Here is a 17,325-nt window from a genome sequence, read left to right as displayed (position 1 = left end):
GCTATCCTCCTAGTCTTTAAACTCTTTTCCATTTTAAACTGATCAAATCTAGCTCTCTGATGGTTTTTACTAATCTCTGGCTAAAGTCTTCCGCCATAATATCAGTTGCATCCAAAAGCTCTAGTCCCAGTTCCTGGGCACGTTTATAGGTTCCTGTATGGATTTTCTTCTCCTTGCCATAGGTAACGATAATACCTTTTGAAAACCAGCCACCTAAGCGTTTCTTTGCAATCAAAAGTTCGTTGAGTGCTGCTGTATCTGCGTCTCGCAGTTTACAGGATATGAACACAGGCAGGGAGTCATCCATTAAAAGCACATCAATCTCGTTTCCTGCAACTGAAACATTATCGTAGGCATTCCAATCTATCATAGTGCCCAATTTTACGTCATTAAACACGCCGGCTTCTTTGGCTGCAATAAAAACGTAAAGTTCTAACCAAACGCCAAAACTGATACAGTACTGCCGATCCTCAATGGAGGCAAAAGTAAACTGAACATACTCGCCCTCAATTGACAAATTTTCAATAAATCCCATGGATTGGAATTTTTCCAAAATTTCTTGGTCGGGGTAAACAGCTTTACCGTTTTTCATATGTATGTTCCATTTACTTTGCATGAAAAGCTCGTGAGGCAAGGTTCTTGCTGCCACGGTTTGTATGAAGCTACATGTGAATTTCCATTGAGAAAGACGTTCAAACAAAAAACGAGCCATTTCTTTAATATCTGAATAACGATCCTCAGAGGGTGGTCGATGGGATTCTCCCATAAAGCAAGCCCCCTTTGCATCGACAAAGTCCTCTAAGGTTAGCGCAACCGTTTTTGCCACTATGCTGTCGTCAATTAGATTGGTAATTTGTTTATTGACAAGGTCTGTATGCAAAAGGGGGATATTTAAAGCAGTACCCGCCCGATAACCGGCAAGGAGCATTAATTCGCTACCGCCTGTTAAATCCAAAGCGCAATTTTCGATGCCGTTTCGATCAATAATCCTACTAACCTGACGAAATATTTTATCAACAGAGGTGATATCTATGGGGTAATACTCTATTTTTATTTTAGGAATGTTTCGATCCAAACATTTTTTTAGAGCAGTAAAAACCGTGATGTCTTGCATCCCGCGATCATAAAAATAAATGACCTTTTTGGGACGTAGGGTTAATGGTGCAACGATGTTTTTTAAAACATCCTTATCGTAAAACTCTATGAGAAGTTCCAGTGGAATCATCTCCCTTCAAAGCTTTTTATTGCTAGAGATTATTTCTCAAATTCTTCTACGATAACCTCTTCTTCAAATTTAATATCATCTCTAGGTTCTGATTTGTCTCTGTTGCCAAAAACTGAGCCAAAGTTCAACTTGTTTACCACACCGGGAGCCATATCAATCAGTTTGCTTACAGCATCTTGATTTTTTACATTAATGGTTTGCACGCTGCCGTTTTGAATTACCAGTATTGCAGAAGGGGTAATTCTAGCACCAACACCACCTGCTGCATTTATATTTTCTTTTGCACCTGCACCTGCACCAACTGCCACTTCAATTAATGGCAGTAAGGTTATGTCTCCAATGACAATTGCCTCACCAACAACAGTTTTTGTGGAAACCAAGTCTTCTACTTTATTAAACAGTACATTTACCGATTCGTTAAAGTCTTTACCCATTCTTTTTTCTTCCTTTCCAAAGTTTAATTAAAATCCTACGCACAGATTTTGTGCAAATAAAAGCCAAAAGAGAATAGGCAAAATAGCCAATCACTATTTTCCCTTTTAATTTTAATTCTATATCCTCCGCTACAAGGCGAGTGAAATCACCTTTTACTTGGATATTCTTTCCGAATTTTGCAGTCAAAATACCTACTAGTCCCATAAGATACCCTGTATACACTGGGTCCCCCAAACCAAGGACGGCCTTAACGGAGAGGTGATTGGGCAGAATACCCTTTATAAGACGCTTAAGCAGGGCTTTCATCGCAAAAAAGATCTCCTTTTTATCTTCAATTTGTTGGAATTTATCCCAATAGGAGTGAAGCTTGTCCATGTTTGAGTTGTGGTTTTCATTGTGTTCTAGTTCACCGGTAAAGAAATCTTTGGTTTCTTTTTCTATCCGTTCTAATGGAACTTCTATGGGGCTTTCTTGAATATCAGCAACCTTTACCCGACGAACTTTTGGTTTTGGTGGTAAGGGATCTTCTTTTGCCAGAGCATCAGGTGCTGTTTCTTCCTTTAGCGGTTCAGACTGTTTTGGTTCTTCTTTTAGAGAAGAAGGCTCAGCCATATATATCCCTTCAGAGGGTTTTGTGACAGTAGATGTTTTTTCTCGGGCGACCATCGTACCTTCTTGCGTCATACGCTGGGGTACAGGTTTTGCTTTTCGTCTGGGCTTCCTCTTTTTTTCTTTTTTTTCTTTAAAAAGTGTAAACCATAGTACTTTTACAGTGATTTCAGGCTCGTTTCCAGAGATATATCTTCCGTTTACACGAATGAGTCCCAAAAGCCACTGCAATGAAAAATCACCCCGAATATCCTCTTTTTTTTCTCCTGACAGATGATATTTTAGGGGGCTGACTAAAACAACCGTAATCATTATAATGATCAGCAGAAGAATACTAAAAAGCAAGAACCCTATGAACTTTAATATAGCCAATAGTATGCCTAACATATCATTCCCCTGTCTTCATTCGTTTTGCCAAAAACCATGATAATACCCAAATAACAAAAGCACTGACTAAAAATATTCCTGAAATCCAAAAAGCAGTATCTTGAAAAAATCCCTCAGGCACAATGTTTATTAATAAGTCTGTTTTGGGATTTAGGATCCAATCATCATTACTAAAAAAAACATGGTGAAACATGATGAAATAACGGTTGAAATTTTGCATCATAAGGACAACCAGAACCCCTGTTAACAAGAAGAAGGTGGAGATACCCCATTGGATTCCCTGAAATAAGTAATATCCTTTTTTAAGATAAAGTAATACTCCCATGGCGAGGATGGAGAAAAGAAGGGCAAAGCGCCGAAGTTGAATTGCTTGGATAAAGATTTTTTGCACATCTACCATATGTCTTTTTTCTTTGGCGTTAAAAAACTCTCGCTCTTCGCCAGCAATTTTTGTAAAAATGATTAGATCATCTCGGTCATCCCTTAAGTAGTCCATCATTTCATGGGTAACGAGCATTAGATCGCTTATTTCGATGTTAATCGCCTTGGTAACGTTGTATTTTCTATACTCCTTTTCGAAATACCCATCCATATAGCATATCACATATTCAGCGGAGCTAATAATGAAAACAATCATAAGCGCGAGACCAGTAAAAAAGCCGATACTTTTATACATGAAACCCATTGTGTACCCCTTCTACCCAAGAACTTGGATTTGCAATATCTTTACCTTCTCTTAAAGCTTCCTCTACCATAAAAACAACAAGGTCATAGGCTTGGCGCCTGCCATTGGCAACGCCTACAATCACACCTGTGTTTTGTGAAAACCTTCCCCTGCACAACTCCCAGGAAGAAGTTGTTTCATACCGATTTTTATCCGGGTTGTAAAAGATGCAGTAAAGGCGTGGCATAGGAATGTTTCGCTTTAGGGCATAAACAACTGTTTCTAAATCTGTAACGTTTTCAGATACAAATAAATTTTCTGCTAACTGCATTAACCATTGCCACCTTTCCTGTAAATTCTTAGCATTATTATAGCAGATTAAACTAGAAAAAGAAAATAAAATATGTAATAAACAGCACCCTAAGGAAGGGTGCTGTTGTTATCATTGCAGTGCTGCTTCTAGTTTGTTTAGTTGGCGAAAGGGGTAGTGTTGCAACAGCTCCTTATATTGAGGGGCAGTTAAACCGGGTGTTTGTGTGTAGATTGCAATTTTTTCGTTTAAATCCGCCTGTATAAATTTAAGTTTCAGTTTAGAAAATTCATCCTTTTCCAAGTCATCAAGTCCTCTCTTGTTTTTTCTTTTTAAATATTTCGCTAAGTCCCATTAAAAACAGAAAACCACCAAAAATTTTTCGTAATAAGTCTGCATCTAATGATACTGCTAAAAAGGAACCAGCTGCCGCCCCAGCTAGGCCTAATAGGGCTAAGGGTTTGGCTGTTTTCCAAAGCACATTTTTATTTTTTGAATGTGTGATTAAAGCCACAACGGCAGTGGGGATAAAATAGATTAAATTTATGCCCTGTGCCTGGTGTTGGTTTAAACCTAAGATAATAATTAAAGCAGGAATGAGGATGGTGCCGCCGCCAATACCCATCCCGCTGATAATGCCAGAAAAAAAACCAATGATTACAACCCAAATCATAATATCATCCTCACTGAAGCAGCTATCATAAAAAGACCAAAAATCCGATGTAACCAAATCCCACTGATTTTAGATAATAATTTAGCGCCTACTAAGCCACCTACAACTCCGCCAGCAGATGCCCATAATGCAATGGACCAGGCCACGTCGGTTTTCCAGCAATAAATAACTAAAGACAGCAAGGATAAGGGCAAAATAATACCAATTGCGGTGGCATGGGCCTTATGTTCTTCTACTCCTAGAAAGCGTTCCATAGCAGGAACAACAATAGTGCCACCTCCTGAACCAAAAAGACCGTTTGCAAAACCAGTTATGAGGCCTATGGCTAATTGTTTTCCGTGTTTTACCATGGGGTTGTCACCACCTTTCCTTTCCTAGTATTGCAAAAAACACCTAAAATATGTATGGCATCGAAAGAAACCTTTCGATGCCGTTTGATTTAACTAGCAACCTTTGCTGTGTTGCCATCAAAAACGTTTTCAACGCCATTTACTACATCTCTGCCGGCATTGGAAATGCCTCTGCCCATATCTCTTACGTCATTGCCTAAAGTGCTGCCAACGGTACTATTGTCTGTCATGGGTCTGCCACTATTAATGCCGTAACCATCCCAATATGCTGCGCCGCCGCTGCTGGTATATGTTCCTGCATTATATCCGGTTGTACCATCATAGTAACCGGTTCCGGTGCCATCGTAGTTGTTATAACCATAGCTATTGTTGTCATAGCCATAGCCATCAGTTGCACCACCTAAATTGTTAGCAGAAGTACCACAGCCGCCAAGGGCCAGCATCATAGTTGCTACCATTGCAATGAATCCACTTTTTTTCATAATAAATACCCTCCTTAAGCAAAAAAATTCTTTGCTCTAATATTGTCTGACGGAAACCAAAAAAAAATCCTTCATTTTCGTTGGTATTATGGGTATTTTTTGGCAGTAATGTGGATAGAACCACAGAGAAAAAACTGTTAAAATGAACGGTATTATTTTAAAATGGAAGATGGAATGTTGATTGTAGAAGCTTTTGTTAAGATTTTTTTCTTCCATACAAATTGAAAAAAATGTAACGTAAGAAAAAATTATTATAAAAATATAGAGTTTATATTTTTAAATGGTTTGTACAAAGATAAAGGGGAGGGAATTAAACCCAGGTACTTATTTAAATCATTATTGATACAGCCTTATATTAAATGTTTGCCATAACCTAGAACAATTGTAAGGGTTATCTTTTATTCAAGGTAATTAATTTTTTTGTTTATATAAATTGATATTTTTTAAAGCAGTAACAAAAAAAGGAGATGGTGTCATGTTTAGCAATCGGAAAAGTGGGATTTTACTACATTTATCGTCTATCCCTTCTCCCTTTGGTATTGGCGATTTTGGCAAGGATGCCTATCGTTTTGTTGAGAAATTGCTGGAGGCAAATCAGACTTTGTGGCAGATATTACCCCTTTGTCCTGTGGATGAAAGTGGTTCTCCATATCAAAGTACATCTGCATTTGCAGGGGAACCTCTGTACATTAGTTTAGATTTATTGGTTCAAGATGATTTGCTTTTATTAGATGAGGTTGAAGGGGTAAAGCATTCTATATCTACTCATACCAACTACAAAAAGGCAAGGGAATTAAAAGTTCCCTTGTTGTACAAGGCATTTCAAAACTTTCAAAACAAAATTATGCCAACGGATTATAAAGATTTTTTAGAAAAAAACAAGTTTTGGCTGGAAGATTATGCCCTTTTTATGGCAGTGAAATCTAACCTTGTGTTGCAAAGAAAGAATGATAAAAAAGGGCAGAGGGCGTTTTTAGAAGAAACAAAAGAACTTTTATCACCACAGGCAGGAAAAGTGTACTATGACTGTGCTTGTTGGTGTAGTTTTCCTAAGGATTTAAGGCAGAGAAAGCCTCAAGCGTTAAAAGAATGGGCAACTGCTATGCATGATGAAATTCAATGGCAATATTTTTTACAATATGTGTTTTACAAGCAATGGCATCAACTAAAGCATTTTGCCAATGAAAGTGGAGTTAAAATTATTGGGGACACCCCAATTTTTGTGTCATATGATAGTGCTGACGTTTGGGCAAACCAAAATGCCTTTCAGTTAGATGGGTTCGGTTTTCCTGAGGTGGTGGCAGGTGTGCCTCCAGATTATTTCAGCGAAACAGGGCAACTGTGGGGCAATCCGCTGTACCAATGGAAATTCCATGAAAAAACAGCTTTTCAGTGGTGGATTTCCCGTATACGCAAGGCTTTGGAGGATGTGGATTTTTTGCGGATTGACCATTTTCGTGGTTTTGAGTCTTATTGGGAAATTCCTTTTGGGGCAGAGGATGCCCGCAGTGGTAAATGGATGAAAGGCCCAGGAATTAAGCTGTTTCGAAAAATAGAAAAAGTGCTTGGAACGTTGCCCTTGATTGCAGAAGATCTAGGCATTATCACTGAGGCGGTGCAAGATTTGCGGGAAAAAACGGGGTTCCCGGGGATGCGTATTTTGCAGTTTGCTTTTGGCAATGATATGAATCATGGATATTTACCCCATTCCTATGATAAAAACACAGTGGTTTATACCGGAACCCATGACAATAACACAACCATTGGCTGGTATCAAAATGCAACAGAAAAGGAAAAAGATCATCTTCGACGATATATGAATACCACTGGCGAATCCCCAAATTGGGATTTTATTCGCCTTGCCTTTTCATCTACAGCCCAAATAGCAATCATCCCTTTACAGGATGTGTTGGGATTGGGTGAGGAATATCGTATGAATTTGCCTGGAACGACTCAAGGAAATTGGTCCTTTGTTTTTCAGTGGGATATGTGGAATGAAGGATGCATAGAGGGTCTTCGTTATCTTTCCCTTTTGTTCGGCAGAAACCTTGGTTAGAATTGCTTTCTTGGCAAATTTATGCTAAAGTTAAGCCTGAACTAAGAAATAGAACCCTATTATTTAGGAGGAAATAAATTATGTGTGGTATTTGCGGTTTTACAGGCCGTTTGGCTAATTCCGAAGAGATTTTGGAGAATATGAAAAATAAAATTATTCACCGTGGACCTGATAGTGGCGGATCTTATATTCACGCTGGTGTTTCCATGGGCTTTCGCCGTTTGAGTATTATTGATTTGGAGGGTGGACATCAGCCTATCTATAATGAAACAGGGGATATGGTAATTACCTTCAACGGGGAAATTTATAATTATCAAGAGATAAGAGAAGATTTGATTGCAAAAGGTCATGTGATGGGCAGTAATGCAGACACGGAGGTTCTTTTGCATGGGTATGAGGAGTATGGCGAAGATTTGTTGCCAAAACTTCGTGGGATGTTTACTTTTGTCATTTGGGATGTAAAAAACCAAACTTTGTTTGGAGCAAGAGATTTTTTTGGCATTAAACCCTTTTATTATGCATTGCAGGATGGGCAGTTGATTTATGGCTCTGAAATCAAAAGTATTTTAGAATATCCAAACTTTGAACGGGAAGTAAATAAAGATGCACTAGAAAATTATCTAACCTTCCAGTATAGCATTTTACCTGAAACTTTTTTTAAAGGAGTTTTTCGTTTAATGCCAGCCCATTGTTTTTCTTTTAAAAATGGAAAACTAAAAATCAAACGTTATTGGGAGCCTACATTTCAGAATAATGAAAATAAATCATTGGATGAGTTTATTGAAGAAATTGATGCTGCAATGCAGGATTCTGTAAAAAAACATAAAATCAGTGACGTTGAAGTGGGATCTTTCCTGTCCAGTGGGGTGGATAGCTCCTATGTGGCTGCCTCTTTTCAGGGGGATAAGACCTTCACCGTGGGCTTTGATTATGAAAAATATAATGAAATAGATTACGCCAAGGCATTATCCCAAAAGATTGGTATAGAGAATCATAGTAAACTGATTACAACAGAAGAATATTGGGACACTTTAGGCAAGGTACAATATCATATGGATGAGCCTTTGGCAGACCCCTCTGCCATTGCGCTTTACTTTGTAAGCCAAACGGCAGCAAAGCATGTTAAAGTAGCATTAAGTGGCGAAGGTGCGGATGAGTTTTTTGGGGGATACAACATTTACCGTGAACCCCATGACTTACTCCCCATAACTCGTTTGCCCAAACCCATTCGTAGAGGATTGGGTGCCGTTGCAAAACGTTTGCCTAAAATGAAAGGGAAGAATTACCTCATTCGTGGAAGCAAAGACTTGCAGGAGCGTTTTATTGGCAATGCCTTCATGTTGTCTGAGGAGGAGAGAGAACGTATTTTAAAAAACCCTTCGGGGCGTTACCACCATACACAGCTGACAAAGCCATATTATGACAAGGTAAAGGATCAGGATGATGTAACAAAGATGCAATACATTGACATTCATTTCTGGTTGATTGGAGATATTTTGTTAAAGGCGGATAAAATGAGTATGGCTCATTCATTAGAAGTGCGTGTGCCATTTTTGGATAGAGTGGTATTTGATGTTGCCCGCACGGTGCCTACAAAATATAAAGTAAATCAGGAGAACACCAAGTATGCCATGCGTCAGGCAGCACACCGCTACTTGCCAGATATGGTTGCAGAAAAGAAAAAGCTGGGCTTTCCAGTACCCATTCGTATTTGGCTAAAAGAAGAAAAATATTATAATATCGTAAAGGATGCTTTTACCTCCAAAGCGGCCAGTGAATTCTTTAAGACAGAAGAAATTTTAAAATACTTGGATGATCACCGTGAGGGGAAGGCGGATAACAGCCGTAAGATTTGGACAATCTATATGTTCTTAGTATGGCATAAACAATATTTTGAAGAAGTGGCATGAATTTAAAAAAACCAAGACAAACTAGTCTTGGTTTTTTTATCTATTTTTTTCTTGGGTTTGAGGGGGACAAGCCTCTGTTTCTGGTGTTTCCTTAGGACGCTTTTTCCACCTGACCTCAGAAATGATAACTGCGGAAAATACAATGAGTCCGCCAATGAGAATTTGGGGCGTAAAAGGATCACCATAAAAGCATACTCCAAAAATAAAAGCAAATAGACTTTCTGTGGAAAGCAAAATTGCAGTGTGGGTGTCAGTTGTGTACTTTTGAGCTACATTTTGTAGTGTATAGGCAACGGCAGTATTTATAATTGCCAAGTATACTAAGGAGATTACGCCAGCGGGTGGGAATACTTTTGGAACATCCTCAAATATTAGAGCGGCGCATAACGAAAAAACACCTGTGGATAAATAGGAGAAAAAGGACAGTCCAAGGGGGTTGCATTTGCCCGCAAAAATCCCTGTTAAAACGACGAATACTGCATAGCAAAAAGAGAAACCTAGAGAAAGACCATCTCCCAATTCAATGGACATTGAGCTGTTTAATGAAATTAGGCCAATACCGATCATTACCAGAATGCCTGCAACAAAAGCATTTATTTTTGGACGGTTTTTGAGTACAATCCAAGAGATAAAGGGAACCATTGCCGCATACCCAGCCAATAAGAAAGCCTGTTTTGAAGGTGTGGTATATTTGAGGGCAATGACCTGTAATGGCATAACCAAGAAAAATAGGGTGCCTAGAATAAAACCCGACTTTATCTCCGCTTTGCCACAACGGCGAATGATTCTGCCAAAAAAAAGGAACATAATCAATGCGGCAGCTAAAAAACGAATGGCTAATATATAAAATGTGCTAAAATGTTGCACTGCAATATCACCGGCAATAAAACCACCACCCCAGCAAATAGCCGCTAAAACCAAAGCACAATCTGCAAGAAAGGCTTTCTTTTTATCGTTCATGGTTTACTTCAACTCCCCTTGTTTTTATGCGATACCACCCACTATATCACCCAAAATGGTATATTTCAATAAATATTTCCATTTAAAATGAACCTCGTGGAAAGTCATATTTTGTTTCAACATTTTAGGTTTTTTTTGTGATTATTGCCTTCTTTTAGGGGAATTGTTTATAGAAGAAAAATAATAGGTGTGATATACTAAAAAATAAAAATTTTATAAAATATTGCCCTAAGGTGTATAACAATGATTGGTTTTATTAGGATAACATGAGATAGACTAGATCTATGTTTTGGGTAGGAAATTGAAGAAAAAGTGCTAGTTGATTAAAGAATTTAAAATATTTGTATGATACCATAATCAAAGAGGAGGTTTTTTAATGAAATTTCAGTATTACATCCCCACAAGGATTCTTTTCGGTTGCGGGCAATTAAGTAAACTTCACAAACAGGAACTACCTGGCAAAAAAGCTCTAATTGTTATCTCCAGTGGCACGTCGGTTAAAAAGTTTGGCTATTTGGCTAGGGTGCAAGAACAATTAGACAAAGCAGAGGTTGGGTATGCCATATTTGATAAAATACTTCCCAATCCTATTCAAGCCCATATTATGGAAGGGTCAGCCTTCGCCAAAAAAGAAGGATGCGATTTTGTAATTGGCTTAGGTGGTGGCTCCGTTATTGATTCAGCCAAGGCAATTGCTGTCATGGCTACCAATGAGGGGGATTTTTGGGACTATATCTTCGGCGGTACAGGCGGTAAAAATATGCCAACCAATGAGCCACTTCCAATTGTTGCAATTACTACCACAGCAGGCACAGGCACAGAGGCTGACCCTTGGGCAGTCATTACCCACCAAGATAGAAATGAAAAAATTGGCTTCGGATATGATAAGTCATTCGCAGTGCTTTCTATTGTAGACCCTGAATTGATGGTATCCGTTCCGGAAAAATTGACGGCATACCAAGGTTTTGATGCGTTATTTCACAGCACAGAAGGGTATTTGAATAAAAACAGGAGTCCAATCAATGATATGTATACATTAAAGGCCATAGAGTTAATTGGAAAGTATTTACCCACAGCTGTGAAGGATGGTAAAAATTTGGAGGCGAGGGAGAACGTTGCTTTGGCAAATACCCTGGCTGGCATGTCTGAAAGTATTGCAGGATGTATTTCTGAGCATGCCATGGAACATCCTTTAAGTGGTCACAATCCTAAACTTGAGCATGGCGCAGGGCTGATTATGATTTGTCAGGCATATTATGCTTACTGGGCACAGAGTGGGGTTGTGGATCAACGAATGATAGATATGGCAAAGGCCTTAGGAAAAGGGGATGCCACAAAACCACAGGATTTTGTAACAGCCTTGCAAGATCTGATGGTTGCTTGTGGAGTGGGTGACTTAAAAATGTCTGATTACGGAATTCAAGAAGACCACCTTGAAATGTATACAAAAGCTGCATATGAAACCATGGGAGGTCTGTTCACCGTTGACCCGGCACCAATGCCTTTTGAAGATTGCCTCAAAATTTATGAAGAATCATACAAGTAAAGAAATTTAAAAAATCAGGGTAATCGCTATGGGTAAAAAATAAAGGGTGTTTACCCCTATTTTTTACCGCTAGTTTCTATGAAAAGATAGTGCATCCCAGAGGGAGAAAGGACTTAAGGTGGAAGATTATAAATTTTTGCCCACGGTAAATAATGATTCTATGGGTAATAGGCAAGTAGAAGCAAACAGGAAGGAAGCATTTGCGGATGGGACTTGCCCTTGCTGTGGCTATATTACGATACCCAATCAAGGGGATGCGGTGGCATACATTTGCCCTATTTGTTTTTGGGAGATTGATTTATTCATAAATTCAGAAAGTGAACCCAGTGATCAGAACAATGGGTTAACGCTAAAGCAGGCCAGAGATAACTTTGCGGCTTTTGGTGCGGTTTCTCCCTGGTTGAAGCAGTGTTGTAGGGCAGCAAAAGCTGAGGAAATACCAAAAGGAAAGAGAGATAGAGCAGGATTCAATAAAAATGTGGATGTTTAAAAAGGTCAAGGCCACAACTAAATACTCATTTAGGGCAGCATGGGAGATAAGCGCCATGTTGTCCCAATTTATCTTTCATTCATAATTAGCTGGTATTACCCTAAGTTAATCATATAGAAGTTGGGAAAACTAAAAAAGAGATCACCATATTCGTTAAATGGTTATCTCTTTTGAAGGTATCTTTTTTTATTATAGGTCTTTGACCAACAGAATTTTTTAATTACACATTAAAACGGAATAAGATAACGTCGCCATCTTTTACTACGTATTCTTTGCCTTCGGAACGAACCAAACCTTGCTCTTTTGCAGCTGCATTGGATCCGGAGCGAACTAAGTCGTCATAAGCAACAACCTCGGCGCGAATAAACCCTCTTTCAAAGTCGCTATGAATTTTACCTGCTGCCTGTGGAGCCTTTGTGCCCTTTACGATGGTCCAAGCACGGGTTTCCTGGGGGCCTGCTGTAAGATAACTGATTAAGCCAAGAAGCTTGTAACTTGCGGCAATCAAGCGATCCAGACCGCTACTTGCAACACCTAATTCTGCTAAAAATTCTTTTTTATCTGCTTCGTCTAAATCGGAGATTTCCTCTTCAATTTTTGCACAAAGCACAAAAACTTCGCTGCCTTCGTTTTTTGCATATTCTCTTACTTTTGCAACAAAAGGGTTGGTTGCCCCATCATCAGCTAGGTGGTCTTCCATTACATTTGCTGCGTATAAAACAGGTTTGGAAGTAAGTAGAGTTAGGGACTCAACAAAAGCTTTATCTTCGGGGGTATCAAATTCCACTGATCTTGCGGAAACGCCCTGTTCCAATGCATCTTTTAGTTTTTGCAGAATATCCATTTCGTGCTGTAAAGATTTATCAGCCTTAGCAAGTTTACCTGTTTTGGCAACACGACGGTCTAATATTTCTAAATCAGAGAATACTAATTCTAAGTTGATGGTTTCAATATCTCTAATTGGGTCAACGGAACCATCTACGTGAACCACATTTGCATCCTCAAAGCAACGCACAACGTGAACAATTGCATCCACCTCACGAATGTGGGAAAGAAACTTATTACCTAAACCTTCCCCTTTGCTTGCGCCACGAACCAATCCCGCAATATCAACAAATTCGATTACAGCAGGAAGTATTTTTGCAGAGGAATGGATTTGTGCTAATTTTGTTAATCGCTCATCAGGGACGGTTACTACGCCAACATTGGGATCAATGGTACAAAAGGGATAGTTAGCCGCTTCTGCTTTGCCAAGTGTCATTGAATTAAATAAGGTACTTTTGCCCACATTGGGCAGACCTACTATTCCGAGTTTCATGTTATTCTTCCTTTCCATGGGTTTGACTCATACTGTAAAACATTATAGCGAAAAGCTTAACGCTTGGCAAGGAAGAAGTGGCATGAGCCTTATCTTTTTCTAGGCCAAACAGCCAAAATTCCCAGAATAATGAATAGCATGATACCGTAGGTGCAGATTTGGGACGCCTCATCTTTTGTTACATAAATTCCCTGTTCAGGAGTTGCATGGATATCTTTTACAGCGATTCGATAGTGTTTCCTTTTTTTGGGATCCATTATTTTAACCTCCTTACATTTTTATTTTATGCCAATAGTATAACCAAATGTTTTGCAAAAATCAAAAACTTCTAGCCATAACTTGCATTTCATATAACCTTATTTTCATGGCATACTAAAGAAAAAGGGAGGCGGCGAAAAATGTGGAAAAAACTGTGGTTCATAATTTTTGCAACATTGATGTTTTGTGGTTGTTCCGCCACAGCAACGGAAAACAACCTATCTGGTGTGCATTTCATCAAAGCAGATGATAAACTGGGCGATAAAACTCCCGAAGAGCGAGCAACAAGTATAAAGTCCATGTTACACAAAATTAATGGCATTTCTGGAAATGCCGTCGTTGTGGAAGGACATACAGCAATTATCGGGTTACGTCTGGAAGATGGTATGAAAAATGAAGCCACAAGACTAAGTCGGGAGGCTGATAATGCAGCAAGGGAAGCAGATGAGTATATTAACAGCACGTCTATTACAACCAATGAAAGAATTGTATCTTTAATCGAAGATATGGAACGAAAAAGAGCTAATTAGGACAAAAGGTTTGTGGTAATATTTACTACAAACCTTTTAATTGAAAATTGTGTAACTTGGGAAAATTAAGATATTTCAGTGTTTTATGAAAGGAATGGCAAAAAAAATTTCCTTTTTCTACTAAATTTATGCGTAATTAATAAATCCTTAAGAACGAAAGGGCTAGGCACACTAAGGGAAATATGATAAACTTGTCATTAAGAGAAAAATATGGAATCGCCATAACAATAGAAGGGGGAAAACACATGAAAAAGAAAATAGCGCTTACTTTGGCAGCGGTGATGGCATCGTCTTATATGAGTGTGCCAGGCTATGCTGCAAACTTTAAAGATATAAATGATGTCCCTTGGGACGGAGCTAAAACAGTCATTAATTCCGTTGCTGACATAGGATTGCTGAATGGATATGAAGATAATACATTCCGTGCAAAAAATAACGTTACATACTGCGAAGCAATACATATGTTATATACTGCTTTAGATAAAACAGGCACAGCAAAGTCTATGGATGCGGTGACGCAAAATAAATATGCTCCTTTTATGCAAGGACTAAATATACCAGCTTGGGCTCAAAGATCAGCGGCTTATGGTTTAGAAAATGGCATAATCACCACAACAGACTTGGCGAAGTTTATGAGTGGGAACAAAAGCAACTATGCAACAAGAGAAGATGTTGCAAAAATGTTTGGCAATGCTTTGGCAGTGCGTTACGATATTGATAGAGAAGCTAAGACTGCTAAAAAATTTAATGATTCTTGGGGCATTTCCTCCGAATCTATTATTTTAGTTGACTTGCTAGCAAGACTTGGTATTGTAAATGGGGATAATAACAATAACTTTAACCCGGCAAAGAGCATCAATCGTGCTGAAATGGCGGTTATGCTTAACAAAACATATGAAGTTATTAAAAGTGGTGTAGGTAATAACGGTGTTATTTCCGAATATGAATATGATGGCACTAGCTATAAATTAAAGATTAAAACTGATATAGGCGATACATTGGCATTCTATGCAATTCCTGGGTTGGTTAAGGTTTTTGAAGGAGAGTCGTCTAAGGAATTACCTTTATCTCGCTTAAATCCGGGGGATAAAATTAGCTTTGTTTATAATGGCGGTTCACTAGAGTCTATTCGTATCTTAGATGGCTCCACAGTGAAGCAGAAATATGATATCACAGGATACATCAATTCAATAAAAAATGGTGAGCTCTCCTTTGAAAATGAAAATACAGGAGAAACAGAAAAGCTCAACTTTGATAGTGGTTGCCAGTTCTACTTGGATAATAAGAGCATAAGCAGATCTAAATTGGAAGAAGAATTGAAAGAGAATTATAACAAATATGCTTATGCAGGCATTAACACTAGAACGACTGTAGAAAAGGATAAAGATAGTAGTGGGCACTCAACTCAGGTGGAAAAAACCTATGTGACTGAGGTTTATATTACTTTTGCTGACGAGTACACACGAACGGGTATTGTAGACAACATGGAGAATAACTACATATCATACAAACCTACAGATTCAAGTGATAGAAGCACCATTTATTTTGCATCTGGTTGTAAATTCTTTATTGGTGAAAAGTCTGTATCTGTTTCTCAGTTAAAGGAAATGGCAAACAGTGGCACTATTTATGTGAAAATCACGGTAGGCAAAGATGCAAAGGCATCTCAGATAGTTGTGTCTGAGGAAAGTTTTGTTGCTGATAAAGATAATAATAAAACAACTTATTCAGTAAAAGACTTTAATGAATCACAAATGGTGTTAGAGTCTGGTGGAAGTAAATTTACTTACAAATTCGGTTCCACAAATCCTACGTCTAATATTACCTTCTACCAGTGGGATGAAGGGGATGAAGATTGGATTACAAGCAAAATTTCTAGTGCTGAAAGTTATTTCGATACCAACGACAGAAAAGATAAAGCTGTTTTTTGTCGTGTAGAATTTAATAGTGGTGGAAAAATTAACAAGGTATATCTGTCTACTAAAAAATCTGCTTGGTCCTCAGCGAATAGCGATTCCTTTACCGAAAGAAAAGCAGAGGTTGCATCACTTTCTGGAAACACACTTAAATTTAAAAATTCCAACGTTTCCTATACCCTGTTGAATCAATATAACACAAAGATTGATGATAGCAAGGATACAGATGCAATCACTGGCACAGATGCGAATGGTAATCGTGTGAAAAATCCTTTGGTTATTTTGGGTGCAAAAACCAGCTCTTTGACCAACTTTAGAAAAATGGCGGAAGCCAAGGGAGTTACCTTATATGCAGAGGTAAAGGCGGATGGCAATAATGTGATCCAGTTAATTGAAGCTAAGTTGACAGCTGCCAGCGGTAAACTGGTTTCCTATGATGCGGAAGATAAAGAATTGATACTCGAAACAAGTGATGGTCAGAAGTTGACATTAACAACAACTAGAAAGCCTTCTACAGGAACAGACGACTATACTTACGAGGATGTAGCAACTGCAGGTTACATCGGATCTTCAGTTACTTTAGGTTTTAACAGTGACGGTATTGTGGATAAGATAAAAGTAACAGAGAGCACCTATGACAAGGGAACAATCCGCGTAAAGGGTGTTGTAGAATTTGATGAAAACGGTTTGAAGTTTAAAGATAGCTCAAAAGTATATGGATGGCTAGGACGTTCTAATACGGAAGTGCATAATTATAGTATGAATTCTACCTCCTTAGACCGAGTAAAAGAGGCAATTGCCGATAGAGATGTTACAATTTATGCAGAAGCTCGTCTTAATGAAAACGATAAGGTTGAACGCATTAATGTTTACTTCCAAGAGGCAGAAGGTGCTTTCCAAGAATATGACGAAGATGCGAAAACCATCCGAATCCTTACAGATGCAGGGAATAAATTTACATTTAATTTAACGACTAAGCCTAATATTGATATCAAAGGGATAGCCTTAAATAAATTAAATGACACAGCAGTTGGTAAAAATATTGAACTTACCTTTGACAGTGATGGATTATTAAAAACCGTTAAGGGATAATACAAAAAATACCCCCTTTGTGCTAGGCAAACTACCATAGCAACAAAGGGGTATTTTTGTTGAAAAATGGGTGACTCTATTGTGGATGCTCCTAAAATATTTGGTAAAAAGCAA

The 17,325-nt window shown here is 38.4% G+C and carries 18 protein-coding genes; 6 read left to right on the top strand and 12 right to left on the bottom strand.

Annotation, left to right across the window (positions count from 1 at the left end):
• Nucleotides 1-16 precede the first annotated feature (16 nt).
• From ABVZ64_RS03310 to ABVZ64_RS03270, 9 genes are all read right to left on the bottom strand, one after another.
• Nucleotides 17-1,225: a Card1-like endonuclease domain-containing protein gene (locus ABVZ64_RS03310; protein WP_352399633.1), complete on the bottom strand. Its 1,209-nt coding sequence runs from the start codon at nucleotides 1,223-1,225 to the stop codon at nucleotides 17-19.
• A 29-nt stretch (nucleotides 1,226-1,254) separates the two neighbouring features.
• On the bottom strand, nucleotides 1,255-1,659 hold the full coding sequence (locus ABVZ64_RS03305) for a GerW family sporulation protein (protein ID WP_352399632.1): 405 nt from the start codon (nucleotides 1,657-1,659) through the stop codon (nucleotides 1,255-1,257).
• Nucleotides 1,652-2,656, bottom strand: coding sequence for a hypothetical protein (locus ABVZ64_RS03300; protein ID WP_352399631.1), 1,005 nt, complete (start codon nucleotides 2,654-2,656; stop codon nucleotides 1,652-1,654). The genes ABVZ64_RS03305 and ABVZ64_RS03300 overlap by 8 nt, the downstream gene beginning before the upstream one ends.
• A gap of 1 nt (nucleotide 2,657) precedes the next feature.
• On the bottom strand, nucleotides 2,658-3,341 hold the full coding sequence (locus ABVZ64_RS03295) for a TIGR01906 family membrane protein (protein WP_352399630.1): 684 nt from the start codon (nucleotides 3,339-3,341) through the stop codon (nucleotides 2,658-2,660).
• Nucleotides 3,325-3,651, bottom strand: a complete 327-nt coding sequence (locus ABVZ64_RS03290) for a hypothetical protein (RefSeq protein ID WP_352399629.1) — start codon at nucleotides 3,649-3,651, stop codon at nucleotides 3,325-3,327. Before ABVZ64_RS03290 ends, ABVZ64_RS03295 begins: the two co-directional genes overlap by 17 nt.
• Nucleotides 3,652-3,762: 111 nt before the next feature.
• Entirely contained in the window at nucleotides 3,763-3,933 is a 171-nt protein-coding gene (locus ABVZ64_RS03285) for a hypothetical protein (protein ID WP_352399628.1), read from the bottom strand.
• A gap of 4 nt (nucleotides 3,934-3,937) precedes the next feature.
• Nucleotides 3,938-4,303 carry a sulfite exporter TauE/SafE family protein gene (locus tag ABVZ64_RS03280; protein WP_352399627.1) on the bottom strand — a complete coding sequence of 122 codons (366 nt, stop codon included), beginning with the start codon at nucleotides 4,301-4,303 and terminating at the stop codon, nucleotides 3,938-3,940.
• Entirely contained in the window at nucleotides 4,300-4,653 is a 354-nt protein-coding gene (locus ABVZ64_RS03275; RefSeq protein ID WP_352399626.1) for a TSUP family transporter, read from the bottom strand. The genes ABVZ64_RS03280 and ABVZ64_RS03275 overlap by 4 nt, the downstream gene beginning before the upstream one ends.
• Before the next feature lie 89 nt (nucleotides 4,654-4,742).
• Nucleotides 4,743-5,135 (bottom strand): hypothetical protein, encoded by a 393-nt coding sequence (locus ABVZ64_RS03270; protein WP_352399625.1) that lies wholly within the window; start codon nucleotides 5,133-5,135, stop codon nucleotides 4,743-4,745.
• Between the two features lie 475 nt (nucleotides 5,136-5,610).
• Here ABVZ64_RS03270 and malQ point away from each other — a divergent pair, with 475 nt between their 5' ends.
• A complete protein-coding gene (gene malQ, locus ABVZ64_RS03265; protein WP_352399624.1) occupies nucleotides 5,611-7,191 on the top strand; it encodes a 4-alpha-glucanotransferase in 1,581 nt (526 codons plus the stop codon).
• A gap of 80 nt (nucleotides 7,192-7,271) precedes the next feature.
• The gene (gene asnB, locus ABVZ64_RS03260; RefSeq protein WP_352399623.1) at nucleotides 7,272-9,101 is read left to right on the top strand and encodes an asparagine synthase (glutamine-hydrolyzing); all 1,830 of its coding nucleotides are present in this window, start codon (nucleotides 7,272-7,274) and stop codon (nucleotides 9,099-9,101) included.
• A gap of 36 nt (nucleotides 9,102-9,137) precedes the next feature.
• Here asnB and ABVZ64_RS03255 read toward each other — a convergent pair whose 3' ends face one another.
• A complete protein-coding gene (locus ABVZ64_RS03255) occupies nucleotides 9,138-10,061 on the bottom strand; it encodes a DMT family transporter (RefSeq protein ID WP_352399622.1) in 924 nt (307 codons plus the stop codon).
• Nucleotides 10,062-10,437: 376 nt separating this feature from the next.
• On the opposite strand from ABVZ64_RS03255, the gene ABVZ64_RS03250 reads away from it, so the two are divergent.
• Together ABVZ64_RS03250 and ABVZ64_RS03245 are read left to right on the top strand one after the other, a co-directional pair.
• Nucleotides 10,438-11,607 carry an iron-containing alcohol dehydrogenase gene (locus ABVZ64_RS03250; RefSeq protein ID WP_352399621.1) on the top strand — a complete coding sequence of 390 codons (1,170 nt, stop codon included), beginning with the start codon at nucleotides 10,438-10,440 and terminating at the stop codon, nucleotides 11,605-11,607.
• 118 nt (nucleotides 11,608-11,725) lie between these two features.
• Entirely contained in the window at nucleotides 11,726-12,097 is a 372-nt protein-coding gene (locus tag ABVZ64_RS03245; protein WP_352399620.1) for a CPCC family cysteine-rich protein, read from the top strand.
• Between the two features lie 220 nt (nucleotides 12,098-12,317).
• Here the strand turns inward: ABVZ64_RS03245 and ychF are convergent, their stop codons facing one another.
• Nucleotides 12,318-13,415, bottom strand: coding sequence for a redox-regulated ATPase YchF (gene ychF / locus ABVZ64_RS03240; RefSeq protein ID WP_352399619.1), 1,098 nt, complete (start codon nucleotides 13,413-13,415; stop codon nucleotides 12,318-12,320).
• An 89-nt stretch (nucleotides 13,416-13,504) separates the two neighbouring features.
• Nucleotides 13,505-13,672, bottom strand: a complete 168-nt coding sequence (locus ABVZ64_RS03235; RefSeq protein WP_352399618.1) for a hypothetical protein — start codon at nucleotides 13,670-13,672, stop codon at nucleotides 13,505-13,507.
• Between the two features lie 141 nt (nucleotides 13,673-13,813).
• Here ABVZ64_RS03235 and ABVZ64_RS03230 point away from each other — a divergent pair, with 141 nt between their 5' ends.
• On the top strand, nucleotides 13,814-14,203 hold the full coding sequence (locus ABVZ64_RS03230) for a YhcN/YlaJ family sporulation lipoprotein (protein WP_352399617.1): 390 nt from the start codon (nucleotides 13,814-13,816) through the stop codon (nucleotides 14,201-14,203).
• A gap of 245 nt (nucleotides 14,204-14,448) precedes the next feature.
• Nucleotides 14,449-17,211: an S-layer homology domain-containing protein gene (locus ABVZ64_RS03225; protein ID WP_352399616.1), complete on the top strand. Its 2,763-nt coding sequence runs from the start codon at nucleotides 14,449-14,451 to the stop codon at nucleotides 17,209-17,211.
• The last annotated feature ends 114 nt before the right edge of the window (nucleotides 17,212-17,325 follow it).

Origin of the sequence: Anaerotignum sp., assembly GCF_040307045.1 — a bacterium.
Lineage (GTDB): Bacteria > Bacillota > Clostridia > Lachnospirales > Anaerotignaceae > Chakrabartyella.
The sequence above is the reverse complement of the archived record's forward strand: the minus strand, read 5'-3'. Positions and strand labels throughout refer to the sequence as shown.

What these genes read in the sequence shown, in the direction of transcription:
- ABVZ64_RS03235 (WP_352399618.1), bottom strand. Translation starts at nt 13,672, where the DNA reads ATGGATCCCAAAAAAAGGAAACACTATCGAATCGCTGTAAAAGATATC.
- ABVZ64_RS03280 (WP_352399627.1), bottom strand. Translation starts at nt 4,303, where the DNA reads ATGATTTGGGTTGTAATCATTGGTTTTTTTTCTGGCATTATCAGCGGG.
- ABVZ64_RS03225 (WP_352399616.1), top strand. Translation starts at nt 14,449, where the DNA reads ATGAAAAAGAAAATAGCGCTTACTTTGGCAGCGGTGATGGCATCGTCT.
- malQ (WP_352399624.1), top strand. Translation starts at nt 5,611, where the DNA reads ATGTTTAGCAATCGGAAAAGTGGGATTTTACTACATTTATCGTCTATC.
- ABVZ64_RS03275 (WP_352399626.1), bottom strand. Translation starts at nt 4,653, where the DNA reads ATGGTAAAACACGGAAAACAATTAGCCATAGGCCTCATAACTGGTTTT.
- ABVZ64_RS03270 (WP_352399625.1), bottom strand. Translation starts at nt 5,135, where the DNA reads ATGAAAAAAAGTGGATTCATTGCAATGGTAGCAACTATGATGCTGGCC.
- ABVZ64_RS03255 (WP_352399622.1), bottom strand. Translation starts at nt 10,061, where the DNA reads ATGAACGATAAAAAGAAAGCCTTTCTTGCAGATTGTGCTTTGGTTTTA.
- asnB (WP_352399623.1), top strand. Translation starts at nt 7,272, where the DNA reads ATGTGTGGTATTTGCGGTTTTACAGGCCGTTTGGCTAATTCCGAAGAG.
- ABVZ64_RS03230 (WP_352399617.1), top strand. Translation starts at nt 13,814, where the DNA reads ATGTGGAAAAAACTGTGGTTCATAATTTTTGCAACATTGATGTTTTGT.
- ABVZ64_RS03300 (WP_352399631.1), bottom strand. Translation starts at nt 2,656, where the DNA reads ATGTTAGGCATACTATTGGCTATATTAAAGTTCATAGGGTTCTTGCTT.
- ABVZ64_RS03290 (WP_352399629.1), bottom strand. Translation starts at nt 3,651, where the DNA reads ATGCAGTTAGCAGAAAATTTATTTGTATCTGAAAACGTTACAGATTTA.
- ABVZ64_RS03250 (WP_352399621.1), top strand. Translation starts at nt 10,438, where the DNA reads ATGAAATTTCAGTATTACATCCCCACAAGGATTCTTTTCGGTTGCGGG.
- ABVZ64_RS03295 (WP_352399630.1), bottom strand. Translation starts at nt 3,341, where the DNA reads ATGGGTTTCATGTATAAAAGTATCGGCTTTTTTACTGGTCTCGCGCTT.
- ABVZ64_RS03310 (WP_352399633.1), bottom strand. Translation starts at nt 1,225, where the DNA reads ATGATTCCACTGGAACTTCTCATAGAGTTTTACGATAAGGATGTTTTA.
- ychF (WP_352399619.1), bottom strand. Translation starts at nt 13,415, where the DNA reads ATGAAACTCGGAATAGTAGGTCTGCCCAATGTGGGCAAAAGTACCTTA.
- ABVZ64_RS03305 (WP_352399632.1), bottom strand. Translation starts at nt 1,659, where the DNA reads ATGGGTAAAGACTTTAACGAATCGGTAAATGTACTGTTTAATAAAGTA.